General features: G+C 43.1%; 18 protein-coding genes. 2 read left to right on the top strand and 16 right to left on the bottom strand.

Annotated elements, in window-relative coordinates; translation table 11 throughout:
- Window positions 1-4 precede the first annotated feature (4 nt).
- Together OQY15_RS12560 and OQY15_RS12555 are read right to left on the bottom strand one after the other, a co-directional pair.
- Window positions 5-427: a response regulator gene (locus tag OQY15_RS12560; protein WP_265792105.1), complete on the bottom strand. Its 423-nt coding sequence runs from the start codon at window positions 425-427 to the stop codon at window positions 5-7.
- Between the two features lie 3 nt (window positions 428-430).
- Window positions 431-2,644, bottom strand: a complete 2,214-nt coding sequence (locus OQY15_RS12555; protein ID WP_265792104.1) for an ATP-binding protein — start codon at window positions 2,642-2,644, stop codon at window positions 431-433.
- A gap of 365 nt (window positions 2,645-3,009) precedes the next feature.
- Here OQY15_RS12555 and OQY15_RS12550 point away from each other — a divergent pair, with 365 nt between their 5' ends.
- Window positions 3,010-4,338, top strand: a complete 1,329-nt coding sequence (locus OQY15_RS12550) for an OmpA family protein (RefSeq protein ID WP_265792103.1) — start codon at window positions 3,010-3,012, stop codon at window positions 4,336-4,338.
- An 86-nt stretch (window positions 4,339-4,424) separates the two neighbouring features.
- Here the strand turns inward: OQY15_RS12550 and OQY15_RS12545 are convergent, their stop codons facing one another.
- From OQY15_RS12545 to OQY15_RS12485, 13 genes are all read right to left on the bottom strand, one after another.
- Window positions 4,425-4,781 carry a hypothetical protein gene (locus OQY15_RS12545; protein WP_265792102.1) on the bottom strand — a complete coding sequence of 119 codons (357 nt, stop codon included), beginning with the start codon at window positions 4,779-4,781 and terminating at the stop codon, window positions 4,425-4,427.
- Between the two features lie 19 nt (window positions 4,782-4,800).
- The gene (locus tag OQY15_RS12540) at window positions 4,801-5,901 is read right to left on the bottom strand and encodes an NADH:flavin oxidoreductase (protein ID WP_265792101.1); all 1,101 of its coding nucleotides are present in this window, start codon (window positions 5,899-5,901) and stop codon (window positions 4,801-4,803) included.
- A gap of 110 nt (window positions 5,902-6,011) precedes the next feature.
- The gene (locus OQY15_RS12535; protein WP_265792100.1) at window positions 6,012-7,178 is read right to left on the bottom strand and encodes a lycopene cyclase family protein; all 1,167 of its coding nucleotides are present in this window, start codon (window positions 7,176-7,178) and stop codon (window positions 6,012-6,014) included.
- The gene (locus tag OQY15_RS12530) at window positions 7,169-8,107 is read right to left on the bottom strand and encodes an L-histidine N(alpha)-methyltransferase (protein ID WP_265792099.1); all 939 of its coding nucleotides are present in this window, start codon (window positions 8,105-8,107) and stop codon (window positions 7,169-7,171) included. Before OQY15_RS12530 ends, OQY15_RS12535 begins: the two co-directional genes overlap by 10 nt.
- A 2-nt stretch (window positions 8,108-8,109) precedes the next feature.
- Window positions 8,110-9,258 (bottom strand): ergothioneine biosynthesis protein EgtB, encoded by a 1,149-nt coding sequence (gene egtB, locus OQY15_RS12525; protein WP_265792098.1) that lies wholly within the window; start codon window positions 9,256-9,258, stop codon window positions 8,110-8,112.
- Window position 9,259: 1 nt separating this feature from the next.
- Complete coding sequence (locus tag OQY15_RS12520; RefSeq protein ID WP_265792097.1) at window positions 9,260-10,828, bottom strand: ABC transporter permease/substrate-binding protein; 1,569 nt, start codon at window positions 10,826-10,828, stop codon at window positions 9,260-9,262.
- Window positions 10,821-11,717 carry an ABC transporter ATP-binding protein gene (locus OQY15_RS12515; protein WP_265792096.1) on the bottom strand — a complete coding sequence of 299 codons (897 nt, stop codon included), beginning with the start codon at window positions 11,715-11,717 and terminating at the stop codon, window positions 10,821-10,823. The genes OQY15_RS12520 and OQY15_RS12515 overlap by 8 nt, the downstream gene beginning before the upstream one ends.
- Window positions 11,718-13,100: a dihydrolipoyl dehydrogenase gene (gene lpdA, locus OQY15_RS12510; protein ID WP_265792095.1), complete on the bottom strand. Its 1,383-nt coding sequence runs from the start codon at window positions 13,098-13,100 to the stop codon at window positions 11,718-11,720.
- A gap of 18 nt (window positions 13,101-13,118) precedes the next feature.
- Window positions 13,119-13,400, bottom strand: a complete 282-nt coding sequence (locus OQY15_RS12505; RefSeq protein ID WP_265792094.1) for a DUF427 domain-containing protein — start codon at window positions 13,398-13,400, stop codon at window positions 13,119-13,121.
- Window positions 13,401-13,432: 32 nt separating this feature from the next.
- Window positions 13,433-14,602 carry an aminotransferase class V-fold PLP-dependent enzyme gene (locus OQY15_RS12500; RefSeq protein WP_265792093.1) on the bottom strand — a complete coding sequence of 390 codons (1,170 nt, stop codon included), beginning with the start codon at window positions 14,600-14,602 and terminating at the stop codon, window positions 13,433-13,435.
- Window positions 14,603-14,663: 61 nt separating this feature from the next.
- A complete protein-coding gene (locus tag OQY15_RS12495; protein ID WP_265792092.1) occupies window positions 14,664-15,293 on the bottom strand; it encodes an AraC family transcriptional regulator in 630 nt (209 codons plus the stop codon).
- Window positions 15,294-15,297: 4 nt separating this feature from the next.
- Window positions 15,298-15,510, bottom strand: coding sequence for a cation transporter (locus tag OQY15_RS12490; RefSeq protein ID WP_265792091.1), 213 nt, complete (start codon window positions 15,508-15,510; stop codon window positions 15,298-15,300).
- Between the two features lie 23 nt (window positions 15,511-15,533).
- Window positions 15,534-17,762, bottom strand: a complete 2,229-nt coding sequence (locus tag OQY15_RS12485; protein ID WP_265792090.1) for a heavy metal translocating P-type ATPase — start codon at window positions 17,760-17,762, stop codon at window positions 15,534-15,536.
- Between the two features lie 218 nt (window positions 17,763-17,980).
- Between OQY15_RS12485 and OQY15_RS12480 the strand changes: the two genes are divergently transcribed.
- A complete protein-coding gene (locus OQY15_RS12480; protein WP_265792089.1) occupies window positions 17,981-18,262 on the top strand; it encodes a hypothetical protein in 282 nt (93 codons plus the stop codon).
- Window positions 18,263-18,471: 209 nt separating this feature from the next.
- Here OQY15_RS12480 and OQY15_RS12475 read toward each other — a convergent pair whose 3' ends face one another.
- Entirely contained in the window at window positions 18,472-19,353 is an 882-nt protein-coding gene (locus tag OQY15_RS12475) for a polyphosphate kinase 2 family protein (RefSeq protein ID WP_265792088.1), read from the bottom strand.
- Between the last annotated feature and the right edge of the window lie 198 nt (window positions 19,354-19,551).

The following is a 19,551-nucleotide window of genomic DNA, read 5'->3' as shown; positions in this document are numbered from 1 at the left end:
TATATTAATTGATACTTCTGTTCTGGGTAAACCAGAAATCATAGAGCGATCGTACACACAAAATCAGGTTGTGATAGCCGCTGGGCTTGGTAAGGAAAGCATTCGCACCAATTTCAAGTGATGTTCTCACGTCATTGATGTCATCAGATGTAGAAAAAAGTATTACAGGTACATATTTGAAAAAAGGAATTTCCTTGATACGCTTTAATACATCAAGTCCTGAGAGTCCAGGTAAATTCAAATCCAGCAAAATCAATCTGGGCCTATGTTTTTCTTCGGCGAAACGCTGCAGCGTTGCTATTGCGGCATTCCCATCCTCAGCAATACTTACCGTTAAATCCTCACTTACTTCCTTCACCGCATATTGCATAATAAATGCAAAATCCTGATCGTCTTCTACGTAAAATATATCCGGGGGCATTATCATATCTTAAATTTTGAATGCTATATAAAAAATTGTGCCAACTTCCAGTTCGCTTTCAAACCATATTCTTGCATTATGCTTCTCTACAATACGTTTTACAATTGCCAGACCAACACCAGTGCCTTCAATATCCTTAACATTCTCCATCCTTTTGAAGAGTTCGAAAACTTTATCACGATGACCAATGTCGATACCGATACCATTATCCTGGATCTTGTAAACAACTTCTTCCTCCTCCTTCACACCTTCTATGTGTACAGCTGGATGCTCTTTTACAAGACTGTATTTTACAGCATTGCCAATCAGATTGGAAAAAATCTGGCTGATGAGCACCGGAGAGCCCATTATTGAAGGGAGCTCGCCAAAAGTAAGTGAAACCTTCTGCGCTTTCATAGCCATGATTGCTTCAGCTGCGCTATCTTTCACGATCTTATCCATATCCAGCTCAGCAAATTCCACCTCTGCCCTGCCCACTCTTGCAAGTTTTAGGATCTCATTGATCAGGAAATTCATTTTATCTGCACCGGCTACTACTCTTTTGAGTAAATTCTTTCCTTGTTCATCTAAAGATTTATTTGACATAATCACTAATTCTGTGTAACTCTTAATCGAAGTGAGTGGAGTCCGCAGATCATGAGATATGGTATAGCTAAATGTGTCCAGTTCTTCATACGCACGTCTGAGGCGTTCATTCAAGATTCTGATCTCGCCAGCTTTCTTGTTAATGGTATTGATGATTTTTTCGCGCAGCTTCATCACATTAGACACTTCGGTTTTGGTCCACTTCAGCGCTGTATTTTCAACCTGCTGGGAAAATGTCTCAAAAGAATTTCTCGGTGAGAGGTTCATTAGGCCATTTTCCGATAGCACCACAGGCTTTTCAGGATTCCCTGCCCAATGGATCTCAGTGATTTGCTCAGGTCTGAACCAAACCACGATCTCGTCCATATCTTTAGAAACCATGGCCGCTATGATACCGCTCCCAACTTCCTTGTATGCTTTTGCACTGGGGAAAACTTCTGGTAAGCGGTGCGTATAGTATATCGCATCATCCATGGTAAACTTCAACCAGTCGAACAACTCTCTTAATTGCTGCTGATTTGGCGTAACACCAATGGTTGAGATTTCATTATCATATAATACAGCAGCACCCGAAGCACCTGCAATATCTTTTATAGTATATTCCTGACCGGTAAGTGCCGAAACCAGGTCTTCATCTTTAGTCAAATGAAGGCTGATCAGACTCATGGCCAACTGGTAGCTGGTTGATTGCTGTTCATGCTCTTCATCTTCCCTGTACTCCAATGCTGATGAAACGATTTTGCCTATTAACGCAGAACCTTCCCTTGCTTTGTAATCGATAAATTTAGGGCTATAATTATGACAGGCAATTAAGCCCCATAACTCACCATGAGCAATCAGGGAGATACTGAAACTGGATTCGACACCCATATTTTTCAGGTACTGAATATGTATCGGAGAAACTGCCCTGAGCACAGAATGTGTAAGGTCAAGTGGCTCGTCAATTTCAAGCGTCAGAATTGGTGCGCTCTCTGTATTCACATCAGCAATAATCCTGGTATAATTAAGTTTATACAGCTCTCTGGCCTGTTTGGGGATATCTGATGCCGGATAATGCAATCCATAGAAAGGCTCCAGATCATCATTCTTAACTTCTGCAATAACCTCACCGTGCCCATCTTCCAAAAATTTATAGATCATAACACGGTCATAGTGTATGATATCTCTGATTTCCTTCGCCGTATTGTGCAGAAGAGATTTCAGGCTCTTGCCGCCAAGAATTTCTGAAACGGATTTGCCAATCTGGTTCTGTATATCATATTCCAATGTTGCAGCTTCAAATTCTATCAGAAAAGACTTTCCGCTTGCGGAAATGATCATATAGAAGTCGGCCTCATCAATCTGCACCGGATAGGGATTGATGGAACCAAAATCTTTCTTTACTCCGCCCAGATGAATCATCTGGAGTAACTGTCCGCTTTTGATATTTAAACCGGCAAGCTCTTCGAAATTATCATAAGGTTTTCCCAAAAGGTTTTTGGCTTCTACAGCTATATAGTCTTTAGTATTTTCACTTGCATAGGTGATCAGTAAAGATTCACTATCAACTGCAAGCAGAAAACCGTGTGATTGTACTTTTCCTGGAATATGGATGGGTTCCCTATCGCAATTGCTCAGATCAACATTGTTCAAATTCATAGATATCGTCATGCAAAATATTGGCCGTAATCGTTTCAGCGCCTTTGCTGCACAAAATTATCAGAATTTATGAATCTGATGACAGTTTCGAAAAGTATTTATTCAGGATACCTCATATAAACAAAACATGAAGTCACGGTTAAATTTTACCCAAAAACAGGTCTTTTGTAGCAAATACTATACAGTAAACTGAATTTTAAAAGCGAAAAGTCAAACCGCAATATAAATTATGCAGACATAGTAACCACTTCATAATGAAGAGATTTGAAGGATATAATGATGCAATTCTGGCTTTGGCAGGATTATTTCGTATAGCAAATCATTCAGTACAACACTGAATGCATTAATATCTAACAACAAATAAAATGAACTCAAAAATTACAAAATCGGCGTTGATACTATCCTTAGTAGGGTTATCAACTTCATTATTCGCTCAGGATATGAATTCTGACACCACTAAACGTTTTGACAAAAAAGATTTCCGCACCTGGTCGATTGGCTTAAATGGTGGTATGTTAACTCACTATACGCCATTCAACGGAAGCAGCAATGGAGATTTCCGCACACCACAGGAGAGCTGGGGATACGGAGGTTATATCAAGAAACAAATCCTTCCGGGATTTGGTATTCAGGCAGACTTCCTTGCAGGTAAGGTAAAAGGCTTCAGGGCTAACTCATTACCTTCGCCAAGTGCAGCACAGGATAACAGCAGCTTTGAAACAAAAATCGATTGGTCGGCAGCATTAAGCGCTAACTTCACTATCGCTAACCTGAGCTTAAACCAGAAACGTAACTTCTTATCACCTTATGTTACTGCAGGTGCGGGTTACATGTCGTCAAGTGCGAATGTACAAAACACACCTGCGGGAGCCAGCACAGGCTACAACGAAAACTGGTTTGTACCAGTTGGAGCTGGTTTCAAACTGGGTGTATCCAAAGGTGTAAACATCGATTTAGGATATACAGTTAGCTTCATGAAAACGAACAACTTCGATGGTGTGCGTGGCGCAGCAAATGATAAGTTTTCTTATGCACACGCTGGTGTGGAGATCGCTTTGGGTAAAAAAGGAACTTCACAATTACAGAATTATAGCCCTATCGCCGCTATCCGCGAGGAAAGTGCAGCTGAAAGTGCTGAGTTAAGAAGAGCATTGTCAACTTCTGAGCAGAACAGACTGAGAGATCAGGAACAATATGCTAAAGATATGGGCGATGACGATATGGACGGTGTAGCTAACAAATTCGACAAATGTGCCGGTACTCCTGCAAATACAGTTGTTGATGGAGCAGGTTGTCCTCTGGTAGCGCCTAAACCTGTGATCAGGGAAAAAGTGATCATCACAGAATCAGATCGTAAAGTAGTAAGCGAAGCAATCAGAAACCTGGAGTTCGACTTAGGTAAATCTACGATCAAAGCGACTTCATACACTACATTAAACAGAGTTGCCGCTTTATTGGTTGAGAAAAACTTCAGCCTGAAATTAGCAGGACATACTGATAACACTGGTTCTATGGCCTTAAACTTAAGCTTATCAAAAGACAGAGCTGAAGCGGTTAAATCTTACCTGGTTTCTCAGGGAGCTAACGCCTCACGTGTTGAAGCTACAGGTTACGGACCTAACCAGCCGATTGCTACCAACAAAACAGCAGCCGGACGTCAGAAAAACAGAAGGGTAGAATTTACTTTATACTAGTATACAATCCTTATCAAGCAAAAAGCCCCGTTCATCATTGAACGGGGCTTTTTGCTTGATAAGGGTTTTTACAGAAAACGGAATACTTAAAGTTCAGGCCAGTTTTCTCCTGTTAATTTCAAAACTCCAGCATCTCTGTTAAAAGCCAGGGTGATACGCATCTTATCTTTCAACACAGTATCAATCGCACTGCAGGCATTATATTCTTCCTTAACAAATTCCAGTTGCAAAGTAGCAAGACCAGCTTCCTGAATCACAACTGAACCGGGAACAACCGCTACCCTGCTCACTTTCTCTTTTGGAAAGTAAGCCTGCAGCATATAACCGATCTGCTCTGCATGATCATGGATAGCAGTGATAAGCAATTCTGCAGATACTGATGGCTGCTGTGCTAAAGATTCCTGTTGTGCAGCAGATAATTTTAAAAGATAAGACGATTCCATTTCTTATATAATTTAAGGTTTAAACCAGGGTGGCAAGAGCTTCCTTACTGAAGCCTTTCAGTTCATCAACTTGTCCCTGCTGAACCTTTTTCACCCAGTCAGGATCTGCTAATAAAGGCCTTCCAACTGCAACCAGATCAAAATCTCCCCTGTCCATTCTTTTCACCAGTTCATCAAGTGATGCCGGCTGTGAGGCTTCGCCCCTGAAAGCAGCCATAAACTCACCTGTCAAACCTACTGATCCTACTGTGATCGTAGCTGCACCGGTCAGCTTTTTAGCCCATCCTGCAAAATTCAGGTCAGAACCTTCAAACTCAGGCTCCCAGAAACGACGCTGTGAACAATGTAAGATATCAACTCCTGCATCAACCAGAGGGTTGAGCCATGCTTCCATTTCCTGTGCTGTAGCTGCCAGTTTGTAGTTGTAATCCTGTGGTTTAAACTGCGACAAACGAATGATTACAGCAAAATCCTCACCTACCTGTCTGCGCACCTCTTTGATTACCTCAATAGCGAAACGACTGCGTTCGGGTAGTGTTGCACCGCCATACTGATCAGTACGCTGATTTAAAGCATCCCAGAAAAACTGGTCGATCAGATAACCATGGGCACCATGTATTTCCACACAATCAAATCCCAATCTTTTGGCATCTGCAGCTGCCTTTCCGTAAGCCAGAATAGCGTCTGTAATATCCTTTTCAGTCATTGCCTGTCCTTTTTTCTCACCAGGATTCACAAAACCCGAAGGACCTTCAAACTCCGCAGGTGGCAACCATCCTGAATGATGATTAGCCATGATACCCATATGCCAGATCTGAGGTCCCATCTGACCATGAGCGCCATGAACATCCCTGATTACTTTATCCCATCCGGCAAGTGCCTGATCACCGTGAAAGTGTGGAATATTGCCGTCGTTTGAGGACGACAGACGGTCAATTACCGTTCCTTCAGAAAGAATTAGTCCTACATCTCCAGCTGCACGCTTACGGTAGTACTCGGCCACATCAGGAGTTGGAATTCCATCCGGAGAGAAAGCACGGGTCATTGGTGCCATCACTATCCTGTTCTTCATATTTAATGTTTTCAGCTTAAAGGGCTGAAACAAGCTATCTGTATTCATATCTGTTCTTTTTTATTTCGATCACACGAATATACATCGGTATTTCCCGATAGATGAATAGATGTTACAACATGACTATATGATGATCAATCTCCGAGGACAGTGGAAGATTAAGAAGAAGCGGTGACCCTGTGAGCAACAGCGGCAACAAAACATTTGAGGAATGGCCAGACTCTCAGGCTTTTCATGATAAAAAGATCCTGCAACAGCGAAGTTTCTCCATCCAGAAAAGCAAAAATGCGATATGCCGGAGCCTGTTTAAAAAGATCTGCAAAAAGCTGATGCCCCTCATACCGACGTTCTGCCAGAACATTGAGTAAAGTAGCGTCATACAATTGCTGTTTCAGGCCAATGTTCTCGTTCTTAAAAAAGGGATGTCCTTCAGACTGGAAACTCTGCAGGATTTTTCCAATGGTTTTTTGGGTATTTGTGAAAGTATAACCAGTGCTTGCCCGGGTATCTCCTCCGGCAGTACCAATATGAACGATATTATCTTCAAACCTTTGGAAAGGATGATCCGTCATCGGTATTACTCCATATTCCTCCTCGAGAATTTCATAATCACTGATTCTCAGTACATCATGAATATACTTCCGCAGCTCACGCTCGTATTCCTCCATTGGCAACACTGATTTTGAAAACAGCGTATATTCGATAAAAAGCTCATCCGAAGCCATCGGAAAGACATACAGAAAGGTGGTTCCATTTTGCTGTCCCGTTCTGAAATCCATGAGTATCGCTTCTGAAGGCCTGGACAGCGAATTTTTAACTTTGATCCTCAAGCCTTTGAAGTGTTGTAAAAAATACTGAACACCCGGAACCGGTGCTGGCTGATGGTAAACAGAATTAAAGAGATAAGTTGAGAGATAGGTGTGCTCAGGGGTTTGAAGGGTACATTGCTGACCGGAAGAACTCACTGAAGAAATCTCAGACTGAATGAAGGTGATATTGGGAAACTCACGAAGATACGCCAGCACGTGTTCGTAAAAATCGATACTATTGATACGGCTATACGTGTAGTCGCCAGTTTTCAAAGCTACTTTTGTACCATCGTGAGACACAAAATAAAGCTCAGGCCATTGGTGTCTGATCAGTTGATCAAAACATGAATCTTCTTTATTCCAGAATGACCAGGTTTTATCATTTACGGCTTTATCAGAGCGGTCGACCACAATGATTTCCTGATCTACCCAGATACCGAGCTTCATCGCCCTGTACAGGAGACTTAAACCGGCAAGGCCTCCGCCACAGATCAGGATATCACATTTTATATGCATTGCCATACAGTATCAACAAACCACTTTTTATGGTCGAGGAAATGAGTAACAGTTTTGAAACCGGTGTGGCTCGCCATTGTTTCAGTTTCCTCAAGGCTGTATTTTTGGGAGATTTCCATATCAATGATTTCATTCTCCTTAAACAGAAACTTCTGTCCGGAGATCGTAACTTCCTGGTTGATCCTGCTGATCAGGTAACTCTTACAGGCACCACTTGCCGGGTCATAGGTAGGATAATGTTCAAACTGCTCGGTGTCAAAATTCCCCTCCAGCTCATTATTGATCCGGTGTAACAGGTTGAGATTGAAATCCCGCGTAAATCCTGCGGCATCGTTGTAAGCAGCAAGAATAGTTCTCGGATTCTTTTTCAGATCGAAGCCCACCAGCACCAGGTCGCCCTCCTGCAGGCAGGAACGTATTTTACGGCAAAATTCAACTGCATTCTCAGGGGTTTCATTCCCGATATTGCCACCCAAAAGCATGACCACCTTTTTTCTGGATGAAATCTGATTTGCCTTTTCCAGCATCTGAAAATACTCACCATTCAGACCTTCAATTTTAAGTCCTTCGATCTTTTCAGGAAGGGATTCTTCCAGGTGTGCAATCATTGCAGATGAAATATCTATTGGCATGTAAGTGAAATCGGCTTTCATGTCTACAAGTTCCTTTAACAGAAAACTGGATTTCGTAGCATCTCCGGCGCCCATCTCTACCAGGTCGAAGGTGTTAAAGCCATTTTTCAGCGTTACTGCAAGATCTTTGGTGTGTTCCCTGAAGATCTCCATCTCACAATTTGTAGGATAATATTCCGGGCAATCCATGATTTCCTGGAACAGCTTATCGCCTTTCCCGTCATAGAAATATTTAGAGTTTAGTGTTTTTGGTGTCTGACTGAGGTCATGTAAAACCTCCTGGAGAAATTGATTCATATTTATTTTGAGAGCCTGATTCCGCTATACATCCAGCGTAAATTGGGGTGAAAAAAATTGCGGTAAGTATTTCTGCTGTGATGTGCCGGTGTGGCAATGGAAGCGCCACGTAATACTTTTTGGTTGACCATGAATTTACCATTATACTCTCCTAAAGCACCTGCTGCTTTGGAGAATCCGGGATAGGGAAGATAAGCACTTTCTGTCCATTCCCAGAGCTTGCCCCATTCCAGTTCTGCAGAAGCTACCTCCCATTCGAACTCTGTAGGTAGACGCATGCCTTTCCACTGCGCATATGCTGCCGCTTCATAGTAACTGATATGTGAGACAGGTTCGTCGGGCTTCAGGATTTCCAGACCTGAAAGACTGTAACGGTGCCATAGCCCTTCCACTTCGTACCAGTATAAGGGGGCTTTAACATTATTCTGAGATAGCCAGTCCCAGGCTTCGGCATGCCACAGGTTGAAATCCTGATAACCGCCGGCTTTGATAAATTCAAGATATTCTTCATTATTTACCAATCGTGTGGAAATGCTGAAGTTTTGGATATATACTTTGTGTCTGCCCAATTCATTATCAAAGTGGAAGTTCTCCCCCTGATGACCCACCTCGTAAACACCTTCAGTAAAATCTAGCCATCCCTCTTCAGTATTCAGCAGACCGGATTCGATGTTATCTGAGGCATATTCCGGAAAGAGCGGATTATGACCCAGAATATATTTGATATCATACCATAACAATTCCTGATGCTGCTGCTCATGATTTAATCCCAGCTCCACCAATTCCAGAATCTGAGGATCAGTTAATGCCGGCAGGTATTTTTCCATCGCCTCATCAACATAAGCTCTGTACTGAAACACGTCATCTACCGTTGGCCTGCTCAGGTTGCCCCTGTCCGTACGGATCACTCTCGCGCCTATGTTTTCATAGTAACTGTTGAAGACATAATTATAATCCGGATTAAAAGGCTGATAGCCGAAAGCATTAGGAATAAGAATGAAGGTTTCAAAAAACCAGGTGGTATGTCCAAGATGCCACTTCGGCGGACTAACATCCACCACCGGCTGAACTACATAGTCTTCTTTCTGAAGTTTTGAACATATCAGGACGCTATGCGACCTAACTGCTGAGTAATTATCCCAGAGTGACATATTATTTTTGATTTAGATGTTTTGTTAAGTCTGTTATTGATTCGATGCTCAAACTCTGTGCCTGTTCTCTTCTCATCATGAGAGCATAACTGTTATTAAAGCCTATTGGTTTTAGCCACTTCAAATTAAATTTCTGATCAAAGGCCTGACTCACATAATGGTATACCTGATCCCTGTTACCATTTAGCTGATTAATAGTTATAATGTCAGGTTTTAACAAAACCAGAAAGCCGGTGCCCGTATATTCCGGATAGAAATCAATCTGATTATTGGTTAAAGCATCAAAACATATCTTAGTGCCCCCCAAACCGGTTTTTGTGGATACAGCAAGGTCGGTATTGCCCAGGATCAGTATCTTGTACATCTGCACCAGTATGTATTGCTCGCCGAAGATCTTGGAACCTATCCTGATTGTCCCTTTTGTACCATTTCTGGCAGGTTTGTACAGGTTCTTATCCATCATAAAATCCTTCGCTACTTTTTCCGGGCTCTGTTTAAGCTGATCTACCTTAAAATTCAGGTCTGTCATCACCGAATCGTTGATAGAACCGGATAGCTGATTAAGTACTCCTTCCAGCTCGGGATATTTCTTCAGCACATCGTTTCTAACTATGGGAGCAGCATAATAGGGCGGAAAGATATGCCGGTCATCTCTGAGTGTAACCAGGTCATAGGCTTTTAAACGCCCATCAGTACTATAGCCGCTAATCACGTCGAGTTTATGCTCAAATGCCGCCTTATACATCACGGCATCGCTGATCACAACCGTCTCTATTCCCAAACCATAAACGCTTTTCAATCCCAGATACCCGTCCTGACGGCCCATAAACTCCGGTGTAAAACCTGCAAGCATTTTACCCCCGATCTGTGTAGGCAGCAGATAGAAGGAGCTCATCGTGATAAAGGTAAATGGCAGGATCAACCAGGCTACTCGTATACTTTTCAGGTTGATCTTTTGCAGCAATGATAAAAGGAAATCCAGTAAGATCGCCAGCAACGCTGCCGGAATTGCCCCTGCCAGGATCATATTGGAATTGTTGAGGGCAATCCCTCCAAAAATAAACTCGCCAAGACCGCCCGCAGCAATATAGGCAGCCAGCGTAGCAACCCCCACATTAATGACAGTGGCCGTACGGATACCTGCCATCAATACCGGAAAAGCCAGAGGCAGTTCTACTTTAGTAAGGATCTGCCACTTGTTCATGCCCATCCCCTTCGCAGCATCAACCACTGCAGGGTTTACTTCCGTGATGCCGGTATAGGTATTTCTGAGTATAGGCAGCAGTGCATACAGGAAAAGGGCAAGAATGGCTGGCTTGGGCCCGATACCTAAAAACGGTATCATTACCCCAAGTAAAGCTATGCTTGGAATAGTCTGTAATACGCCGGCAATCCCAAGGATGATGCCGGAGAGCTTTTGCTTTCTGGCAATCAGAATTCCGATAGGTACCGCAATAATGATAGCCAGGATCAGAGAGATCATCGTCAGGCCGATGTGAGCCCAGGTCTGGCTCCATAACTTGTCAGACTGCTGACTTACAAACTGCCAGAAACTTTGGGTCTCATCCATTATTTTGTTTTTTAAAGCGCGAAAATGCCCCCATTAACTGATCTAACGTAACTTCATCAGATTGAGAATTCTTATTTTGCAGAAGCGCTTCCATCTTATCCCATACAGATAAATCTTCCTCTACCTCCGGCAGCACTTCTTTTAGTAAAACTGATTTAAATTCCAGCTGAAGGCGCTGTTCATTCAGGAAATCTGACACGAAATCATTTGCCGGATGAAAGAGCAGCTCCTCGGGGGTACCGATCTGCTGAATCTCACCCTTGTCCATCAGGCAGATCCTGTCGCCCATCTCAAAGGCTTCCTGTACATCGTGTGTCACCATGATGATGGTCTTTTTTACCAGTTCATCCAACATCCTGAACTCTTTCCTGATATTGATCCTTGTAAGATTGTCCAATGCACCAAAGGGTTCATCCATCAGCAATACCGGCGGATTGACCATCAGTGAACGGGCAAGCCCCACCCTTTGCTGTTGGCCACCGCTCAGTGCAGTAGGATATTTGTCTTTTAACGCAGCATCGAGCTTGAGCTTATCAAAAAGTTCATCAGCACGTTTCCTAATGGTTTCAGTATCCCATTTCAGAAGACGCGGAACGATCGCAATATTTTCTGCAACGGTATAATGTGGAAAAAGACCATGGTTTTGCAATACATAACCTATCCCACGTCTCAATATTTCTGGCTGCTGCGTTCTGATATCTACCCCATTCAGGAAGATAGATCCCGAATCTGGTTCTATCAGCCGGTTAATCATACGCAGCGTAGTGGTCTTTCCGCAGCCACTGGTACCCAGCAAGATGAGGTTCTCTCCTTCTTTTACCTGGAAGCTGATATTGCTTACCGCTCTGGAAGAGCCAAATTGCTTAACGAGGTTCTCTGCTTTAATCATTTAGTCGAGCGACATAAATAAGTTATTGAGTGATTCTGCATATAGAGGATGCGCGAAAATGGTATACCTGATCTCCTCATACGTAATTTTACCCATCATCGCCATTTGCAGGATAGACATAATCTCTCCACCCTGTTCACCGATAATGGTTGCACCTAGTATTTGCTTTGTCTTTTTATCAACCACTGCTTTCATGAAACCCCGGGTTTGGCCTGTCTCTATTGCCCTTGCAACATGCGCCATTGGCAATTTAGCCACCACATAATCCAGCTTTGCTTCAATCGCTTGTGTTTCGGTTATTCCGATCCTGCCCAGCTGCGGATCTACAAACATACAATAAGGAACCATCCGGTCTTTGATACTCAGTTTGCCCTTATTTAATAAGTTTGTTGAAACCACCACAAAGTCGTTGTATGAAATGTGGGTAAAAGCCGGTCCGCCTTTCACATCTCCCAGAGCGTACACATTTTTAACGGAGGTTTCCAGAAATTCATTCACCTGGATATGACCTTTTTCATCACATTTGATACCTGTATTTTCCAAACCCAGATTTTCTGTCTGCGGTTTTCTGCCCGAGGCCAGCAGTACATGGCTGCAGGTATAGGTATTTATCTTACCCTTGTGATCTGCAGTGACTCTAATCTTTTGATTGCTGATATTTTCAAACTTCGTGACTTTCACTTCTGTGAAAACCTCAATGCCATCCTCCTTAAAAAATTCGCTAACCACCTCACATACGTCAGTGTCTTCTTTGGGCAGCAGCCTGTCGCCATGTTCAAGGAGGGTAACTTTGGCGCCGAACCTGCTGTACATCTGAGCAAACTCCAGTCCTATATATCCCCCACCCACGATCAGCAGGTGTTCCGGAACCTCTTCCAATTCCAGAATGCTAGTTGATGTGAGGTAGTCAATGTCCGTTACACCTTCAATATCAGGGATGACGGGGCTCTCACCGGTATTAATGAAGATATGTTTTGCCGTATAATTCTCAAAACTGCCGTCATTACCATCAATGTAAAGCGTATGATCGTCAGTAAATTTAGCTGTACCATATACCAGTGTGAGGTTTTTTGTATCCTCCAGCCCTTTAACAGAGCCATCATGAGAACGTTTTACAATCGCGGCCTTGCGTGCCATCACCGCTTTGAAATTCACCTCAAACTTTGGGATATCAATTCCCAGATCTGCACTCCTGCCAGCCATGTAAGCCAGCTTTGCAGAAGCAACCAGAGCTTTTGTTGGGGTACAGCCATCATTAACACAAGTGCCCCCTACCAATCTTTTCTCAATAATAGCTGTCTTCCATCCCGATTGGGCCAGCTTTCTCGCCAGTGGCGTTCCTGCCTGACCGGAGCCGATTACGATCGCATCAAATTCCTTCATTATCCTATATTTTCCTGGTTAATCACTAACTACTACACCTCTCCAGAACGCAACATGATCTTTGATCTCCTTTGCTGCATCTTTAGGTTCCGGGTAAAACCATGCCGCATCAGGGTTGGCTTTCCCATCAACTTCGATCGTGTAATAAGAAGCCTCGCCTTTCCAGGGGCAGGTAGTATGTTTATCTGAAGCCTTGAAGTATTCTTTATTCAAAGATTCCTCCGGGAAATAGTGGTTATTTTCTACTACTATGGTATCCTGGCTTTCTGCCAGGACCTTGCCGTTATAAATTGCCTTCATAAAATGAGTTTTGTCTTGTTTTTCAATAACAATTAATAATTCAAAATGTCGATAATTTTTTCAAGTTCTTCCACCGTGTTAAAGTAATGTGGTGAGAAACGGATGACCGCATCCAGATTTTTCCTGTTAAAATCTATACGTGCAAAATCTCTGAAACTCATCGAAAAATACACATGATGATCTTTAAGCCGTTGTGCGGTATCTGACAACGAACGGTTTTCGGTAGTAAAGGTCAGTATATTACTGAGCCTGCTGCCCTGGTCATGCATGGTTAAGCCTGTAACACTTTTCAACTGCTCTCTGAATTGAGTGATCAGTTTAATGTTATACTCCTCTATATGGAGGATGCCGATCTCATTGATATACTTCAATGATTCTGCCAGGCCCAGTTTCCCGGCAATAGACGACTCCCAAAATTCAAATCTTTTCGCAGTTTTTGCCAGTGTATACGCATCATCAGCCGTCCATTCGGCCCCCTGCATATCAAATATCAGCGGAACCAATCCTGCAGCTAATACCTTATCAGACACATACAACAAACCCGTCCCCCTCGGACCGCGCAAAAATTTCCTGCCTGTGACAGTCAGAAAATCACAGCCAATTTCCTGTACATCCACCACCCGCTGCCCTGCTGCCTGACAGGCATCCAGCAGATACAGAACATCAAATTTCTTACAGATCCTTCCCACTTCTACGACAGGCTGCACCAGTCCTGAATTAGTTGGCATGTAGGTGATTGCCACTAATTTAGGGCGTTGCTGGTCGACTAATTTTTCAAATTGCTCGAGGTCAAGGTCTCCATTGGGCAAACTGTGAGCCCGGATAATTCTGATACCAAAACGTTGTTTCAATGAAAGGAAGGCCAGCTGATTGGAAATGTAGTCATCATCTGTAGTCAGGATCAGGTCGCCCTCTTTGAAATCTACGGCAGTAATTGCCCTGGCAAAAGCATCAGTGGCACTGGTTACGAACGCTATATTTTCCGCAGTGCAATTCAAAAGCAGCGCCGCCTGCACATACAGTTGATCTAGCTCTGCGGTATACTGATTGGCGAGTGCATAACCACCTTCCAGCGCTTCCATTTGCAGATAGGCGGTCATTTTATCAGTAACGCGTTGCGGTACAAGCGACGAACCTGCACTGTTTAGAAAAATTTTGTCTCTACATCCTTTTGTATGTTCCCTGATGACGTCGATATCCATATGTATAACCGATTGTTTAATGCCATTAAGGTAAAGAAAATTATTTGCACAATTTAAATTCTTAGTCAGCCTGAGCACAGGGAGATACCCGACGAAGCTTGCTTTGAGTAGTGTAAGCTTTAGCGGAGCTCACCCTGTCCAGCGGTTTTCTATCGCCCGGCTGTTGCGACTTATATTTGCTGGGGGGCATACCTGTAACCGCCTTAAACTGGGTAGAGAGGTGCGCACTGCTGCTGTATCCCATTTGATAGGCAATTTCATTGAGATTCAACTCAGCATATTCCAGCAGTTCCTTGATTTTCTCAACCTTTTGCTGAATGATGTATTTTTCGATAGTAATTCCTTCAACGTCAGAAAAAAGACGACTCAGATAGACATAATCACGATCCAAATTACGGGCGATGATATTCATCAAACTCTCCTGGATGGCACTGAGGTCGGAATAATGGACAATCTCAATCACCTGGGTCTTGATCTGTTCAATCAGCTGGTTCTTTTCTTTATCAATCAGCTCGAAGCCCAGCACCTGCAGGGCCGAGGATATTTCCCGCAATTTCAATGGCTCAGGATCAGGCGAAACCAAAACTTTTCCAAGACTGATCGCATCAACACTAAATCCAAGATGATCCAGCTGCTGTTTTACAATCAGAATGCAGCGGTCGCACACCATATTTTTTATATGTAATTGCATAACATCAGATCAGTTCGGCATTATAGCCAGCTTTTTTTAAAGTATTGATTACCTCTTCAGCGAGATCAGCGTCTGTACCTGATACAGTCAGAATTTTCTCCGGCACCTGCGTATCTACGCTCCACGATTCCAATCCATTAACATGATTAAGATGGGGAGTTACCGTTTCGATACATCCGCCACATTTAATATTCGTTTTAAATTTCAAAGTTTTCATCCTGTTGGTTTTTTTAATGTTAATTACAGCCTAATCAATTTTAACCTGAGGCTATTGCTGACCACCGAAACGGAGCTCAGGGCCATTGCCGCTCCGGCAATCATCGGGTTCAGCAAAAACCCATTGACAGGATATAATACGCCTGCTGCCAAAGGTATGCCAATCAAATTGTAAATAAATGCCCAGAATAGATTCTGACGTATAGTTTTTACGGTTGCTGCCGACAATTTTAATGCTTTTAGCACCTGTCTGAGATCTGATGAAATCAGCGTTAACTTTGCAGATTCTATGGCAATATCAGACCCTTTTCCCATCGCAATAGAAAAATCCGCCTGGGCAAGCGCTTCACTGTCATTGATTCCATCGCCTACCATGGCCACTATCCTTCCCCGATTCTGCAGATCCCTGATAAAATCCGCTTTCTCGGATGGCAACATCGCTGCCCGGTATTCAGCTATTCCCACCTGACCTGCCACAGCTTCAACAGCAGAAACATGATCACCACTGAGCATATATACTGCAATGTTTGCAGCTAAAAGAGCCTGAACGGCCTCTCTGGATCCCTCCTTCAATTCATCAGCAATTGACATCACGGCCAGCACTTCTCTGCTGTTCCCGAAATAGATTACGGTCATTGCGTCTTGCTGAAATTTATTCACCATTCCGGTAAATTCGGCTGACAGTGTAATCCGGCCTGCTGCCAGATATTTTTCACTGCCAACAAAATAGCGTTCATCTTCAAAAATAGCCTCCACTCCTGAACCGGTTGTGCTTTTGAAGGAGGTAATTGCAGCCGGTATCAGAGATTGCATGCTGAGATGACCCGTCACAGCCCCCGCAAGGGGATGTTCAGACTGTTGTTCAATTGCAAGTAATATGCCTGCGAAATAGCTGGTATTGTCCTGATATGCGGATGCCCAGTTCAGGGAAGTCAACACCGGTCGTCCTTTTGTCAGTGTTCCGGTCTTATCCAGCACCACGGTATTTACTTTGCAGCCGATTTCAAGAGCCTCAGCATCCCTGATGAGAATGCCATTTTCTGCACCTTTACCCATGCCCACCATGATCGCGGTAGGAGTTGCCAGGCCGAGGGCACAGGGACAAGCGATGACCAGAACAGTAACCATTGCCATGAGTCCCTGACTCAGTTTGTATTCTCCACCGAACATCAACCAGACGCCAAAAGTTAATACTGCAATAAAAAGGACCACAGGAACAAAGATACCAGCAATCTTGTCCACAGATTTTTGAACAGGTGCCTTTGATCCCTGAGCTTCCTGCACCTGCCTGATGATCTGTGCCAGCAATGTATCGCCGCCAACCTTCTCTGCATGAAATCTGAAGCTTCCCCTCTGATTCAGGGTACCTGCATAAACGCTGCTACCAGCTTCCTTTAAAACCGCTACAGGCTCTCCGGAGATCATACTTTCATCCACATAGGAGCTGCCGCTGTACAAGGTTCCATCAACGGGAATTTTATCACCAGGTTTAATCAGCAGAAGATCTCCTGTTTTAACCGCCGAAATTGCTATTTCCTTATCCCCTTCAGGTCCGGAAAGGAATACTGTCTTTGGTTGCAGTCCGATGAGCTTTTTAATGGCTGATGAGGTATTTGATTTGGCACGCTCTTCCAGCAGTTTTCCCAGCATCACAAAAACGATGACTACTGCGGCAGCCTCATAATAAACATGTGGATGCATACCCCTGCTGTGCCAATATTGATGGTAAAAGGTATTAAATACGCTAAAGAGATAGGATATTCCTGTGCTCATCGCCACAAGGCTATCCATATTGGCCCTCTGATGACGGGCCTGTTTGAAGGCGTTGATGAAAAAACTCCTGCCGAAAACAAAAAGCACTGGTGTTGTCAATGCAAACATATAATAATTTGCATATGGGATATCCATGAAGAACATACCAATGAGTACTACTGGCAGGCTGAGCAGAGCTGCCAGTATTGTTTTTCGTTTAAGTGTCTGATATTGATCTGCCTGAACTTCGGCTTGCTGCTCCCTGGCATTTACAGTATCTACAATCAGATCGTATCCAGCACTCTGCAGCGCCTGGCGAAATCCCAAAGGCTGTATGATACTTGGTTGATAAACCACTTTCACTTCCTGTGTGGCATAATTAACTTCAGCGTTTTCTATGCCATCCTGCGCAGCAAGAACAGACTGGACGCTGGATGCACATCCTGCACAGGTCATGCCTAATACTGGTAAAGAAATGGTTTGAAGTTCTGAAGCTGACATTTTTTTGTTTTATCATACAAAGATAGGCTGCGCGTAAGCTAAAGATTTACATGATACTGTTATAATTTTATATAATATGGATTGCAAACTGCATCATCAGCGCATTCAAAATGCAGCATCATTTAATATAACAATCTACATATCAGGGTCTAAAGTCCCCAATCATACCTATATAATGACAGGATCAAACAATCGTCCAAAATTACGGTTACATCAGTATGGACGTATTTAATATTAAAATAGGATTTGGCAATAATGAACTGACACTAACTGTCCTGCCAAACGATGAAGGACAATATAAAATCATCTACTATGGGGGTGTGCTTGGAGCAATTCGCCTGGAGGCCGATAATGAGACCTGGGAAAAGGTCCCTGATGAGGAAGTGGAAGCAGGTGATCTGCCCTTTTACAAACATGATCTGACCGCAGACCGCCTGGATATCGTACTGGATAATGCCACTGTTGGGCGTATTGGTGAAGAAATACATGCCCATTTATAAAAAGCCCCTCTACCAATTGGTATAAGGGGCTCAAAACACACACTATTTTTATATAAATTTATCATAAAATGCCTTTTCAAGCATAATACATCTTTATTGTCACAAATATCTTACCATTAATTTCATATAGATATCTGTCATATAATGAATACGTTATAATTTCAGAATATCAGTGCAATGTCAGCATTGTCCTAAAAAGCCGATTATCACTAAACTTCGGCAAACAATTGGTTCTTATATTCCTCCAGTCTGGCGATTTCATCTTTAGGCAACTTTGGAAAGCGGAGATTCAGCTCAGCGAACTTCTGCTCCAGTATCTGGCTGATTGCCAACCGTGCATACCATTTTTTATCTGCGGGAATGATATACCAGGGTGATTCATCTGTAGAGGTTTCTGTAATTGCTTCTTCATAAGCCGACATATACTGCTTCCATTTGCCTCTCTCCGTGATATCTGCTGAGGAGAATTTCCAATTTTTTGCAGGATCATTAATTCTGTTCAGAAAACGTTCTTTCTGGGTATCCTGCGACACATTCAGAAAAAATTTCAGGACGACCGTCCCATTTGCGGATATGTGCTTTTCAAAATTCCGTATGCTCTCATAACGTTCTTTCCAGAAACTTTTTCCGATCTTCTTTACAGTATCAAATCCAGGAATACGCTCGTTCAGAATGTACTCCGGGTGCACTTTACATACCAGCACGTTTTCATAGTGAGAACGATTGTGAATACCTATTCTGCCTCGTTGAGGTAGCGCCAGGTGATGCCGCCACAGAAAATCATGTTCATACTCATTTGCCGTTGGGGTTTTAAAACTAAAGACCTGACATCCCTGGGGATTGAGGCCAGACATCACGTGCGAGATTGCACTGTCTTTACCCGCTGCATCCATGGCCTGGAAGATAATCAGCAGGGAATGGGCATTTTCTGCATACAGGATCTCCTGATATTTGCTTAATTTCTCCTTTACTACTTCCAGAGTCGCCTTGCCAACATCTTTTTCCATGTCGCCTGTATAATTTGTACTGTAGTCTTTCAATTTAATCTTCTTCCCCGGAGGCGCCAAAAAGCGATTTGGATCTTTACTCATTACGTCGTGATTTAAAAACCATTTATAGGTTGACCGTGTTTAATCTACTCAAACACAAGTGATTTTATAGCCTGCTACCGATGAAAGGCAACGTATTTCAGAATGGCTAAAATTTTAGTGATTTATTTGCGTTAATTTGCACACTGAGTGTTTAACAAGAATATCACAAGAACTGTTTTACAAAATTTTTGACCCTAA

The organism is Pedobacter sp. MC2016-15, from assembly GCF_026239695.1.
GTDB lineage: Bacteria > Bacteroidota > Bacteroidia > Sphingobacteriales > Sphingobacteriaceae > Pedobacter.
Note: the sequence above shows the minus strand (reverse complement) of the source record. Positions and strands in the feature narration are given on the sequence as shown.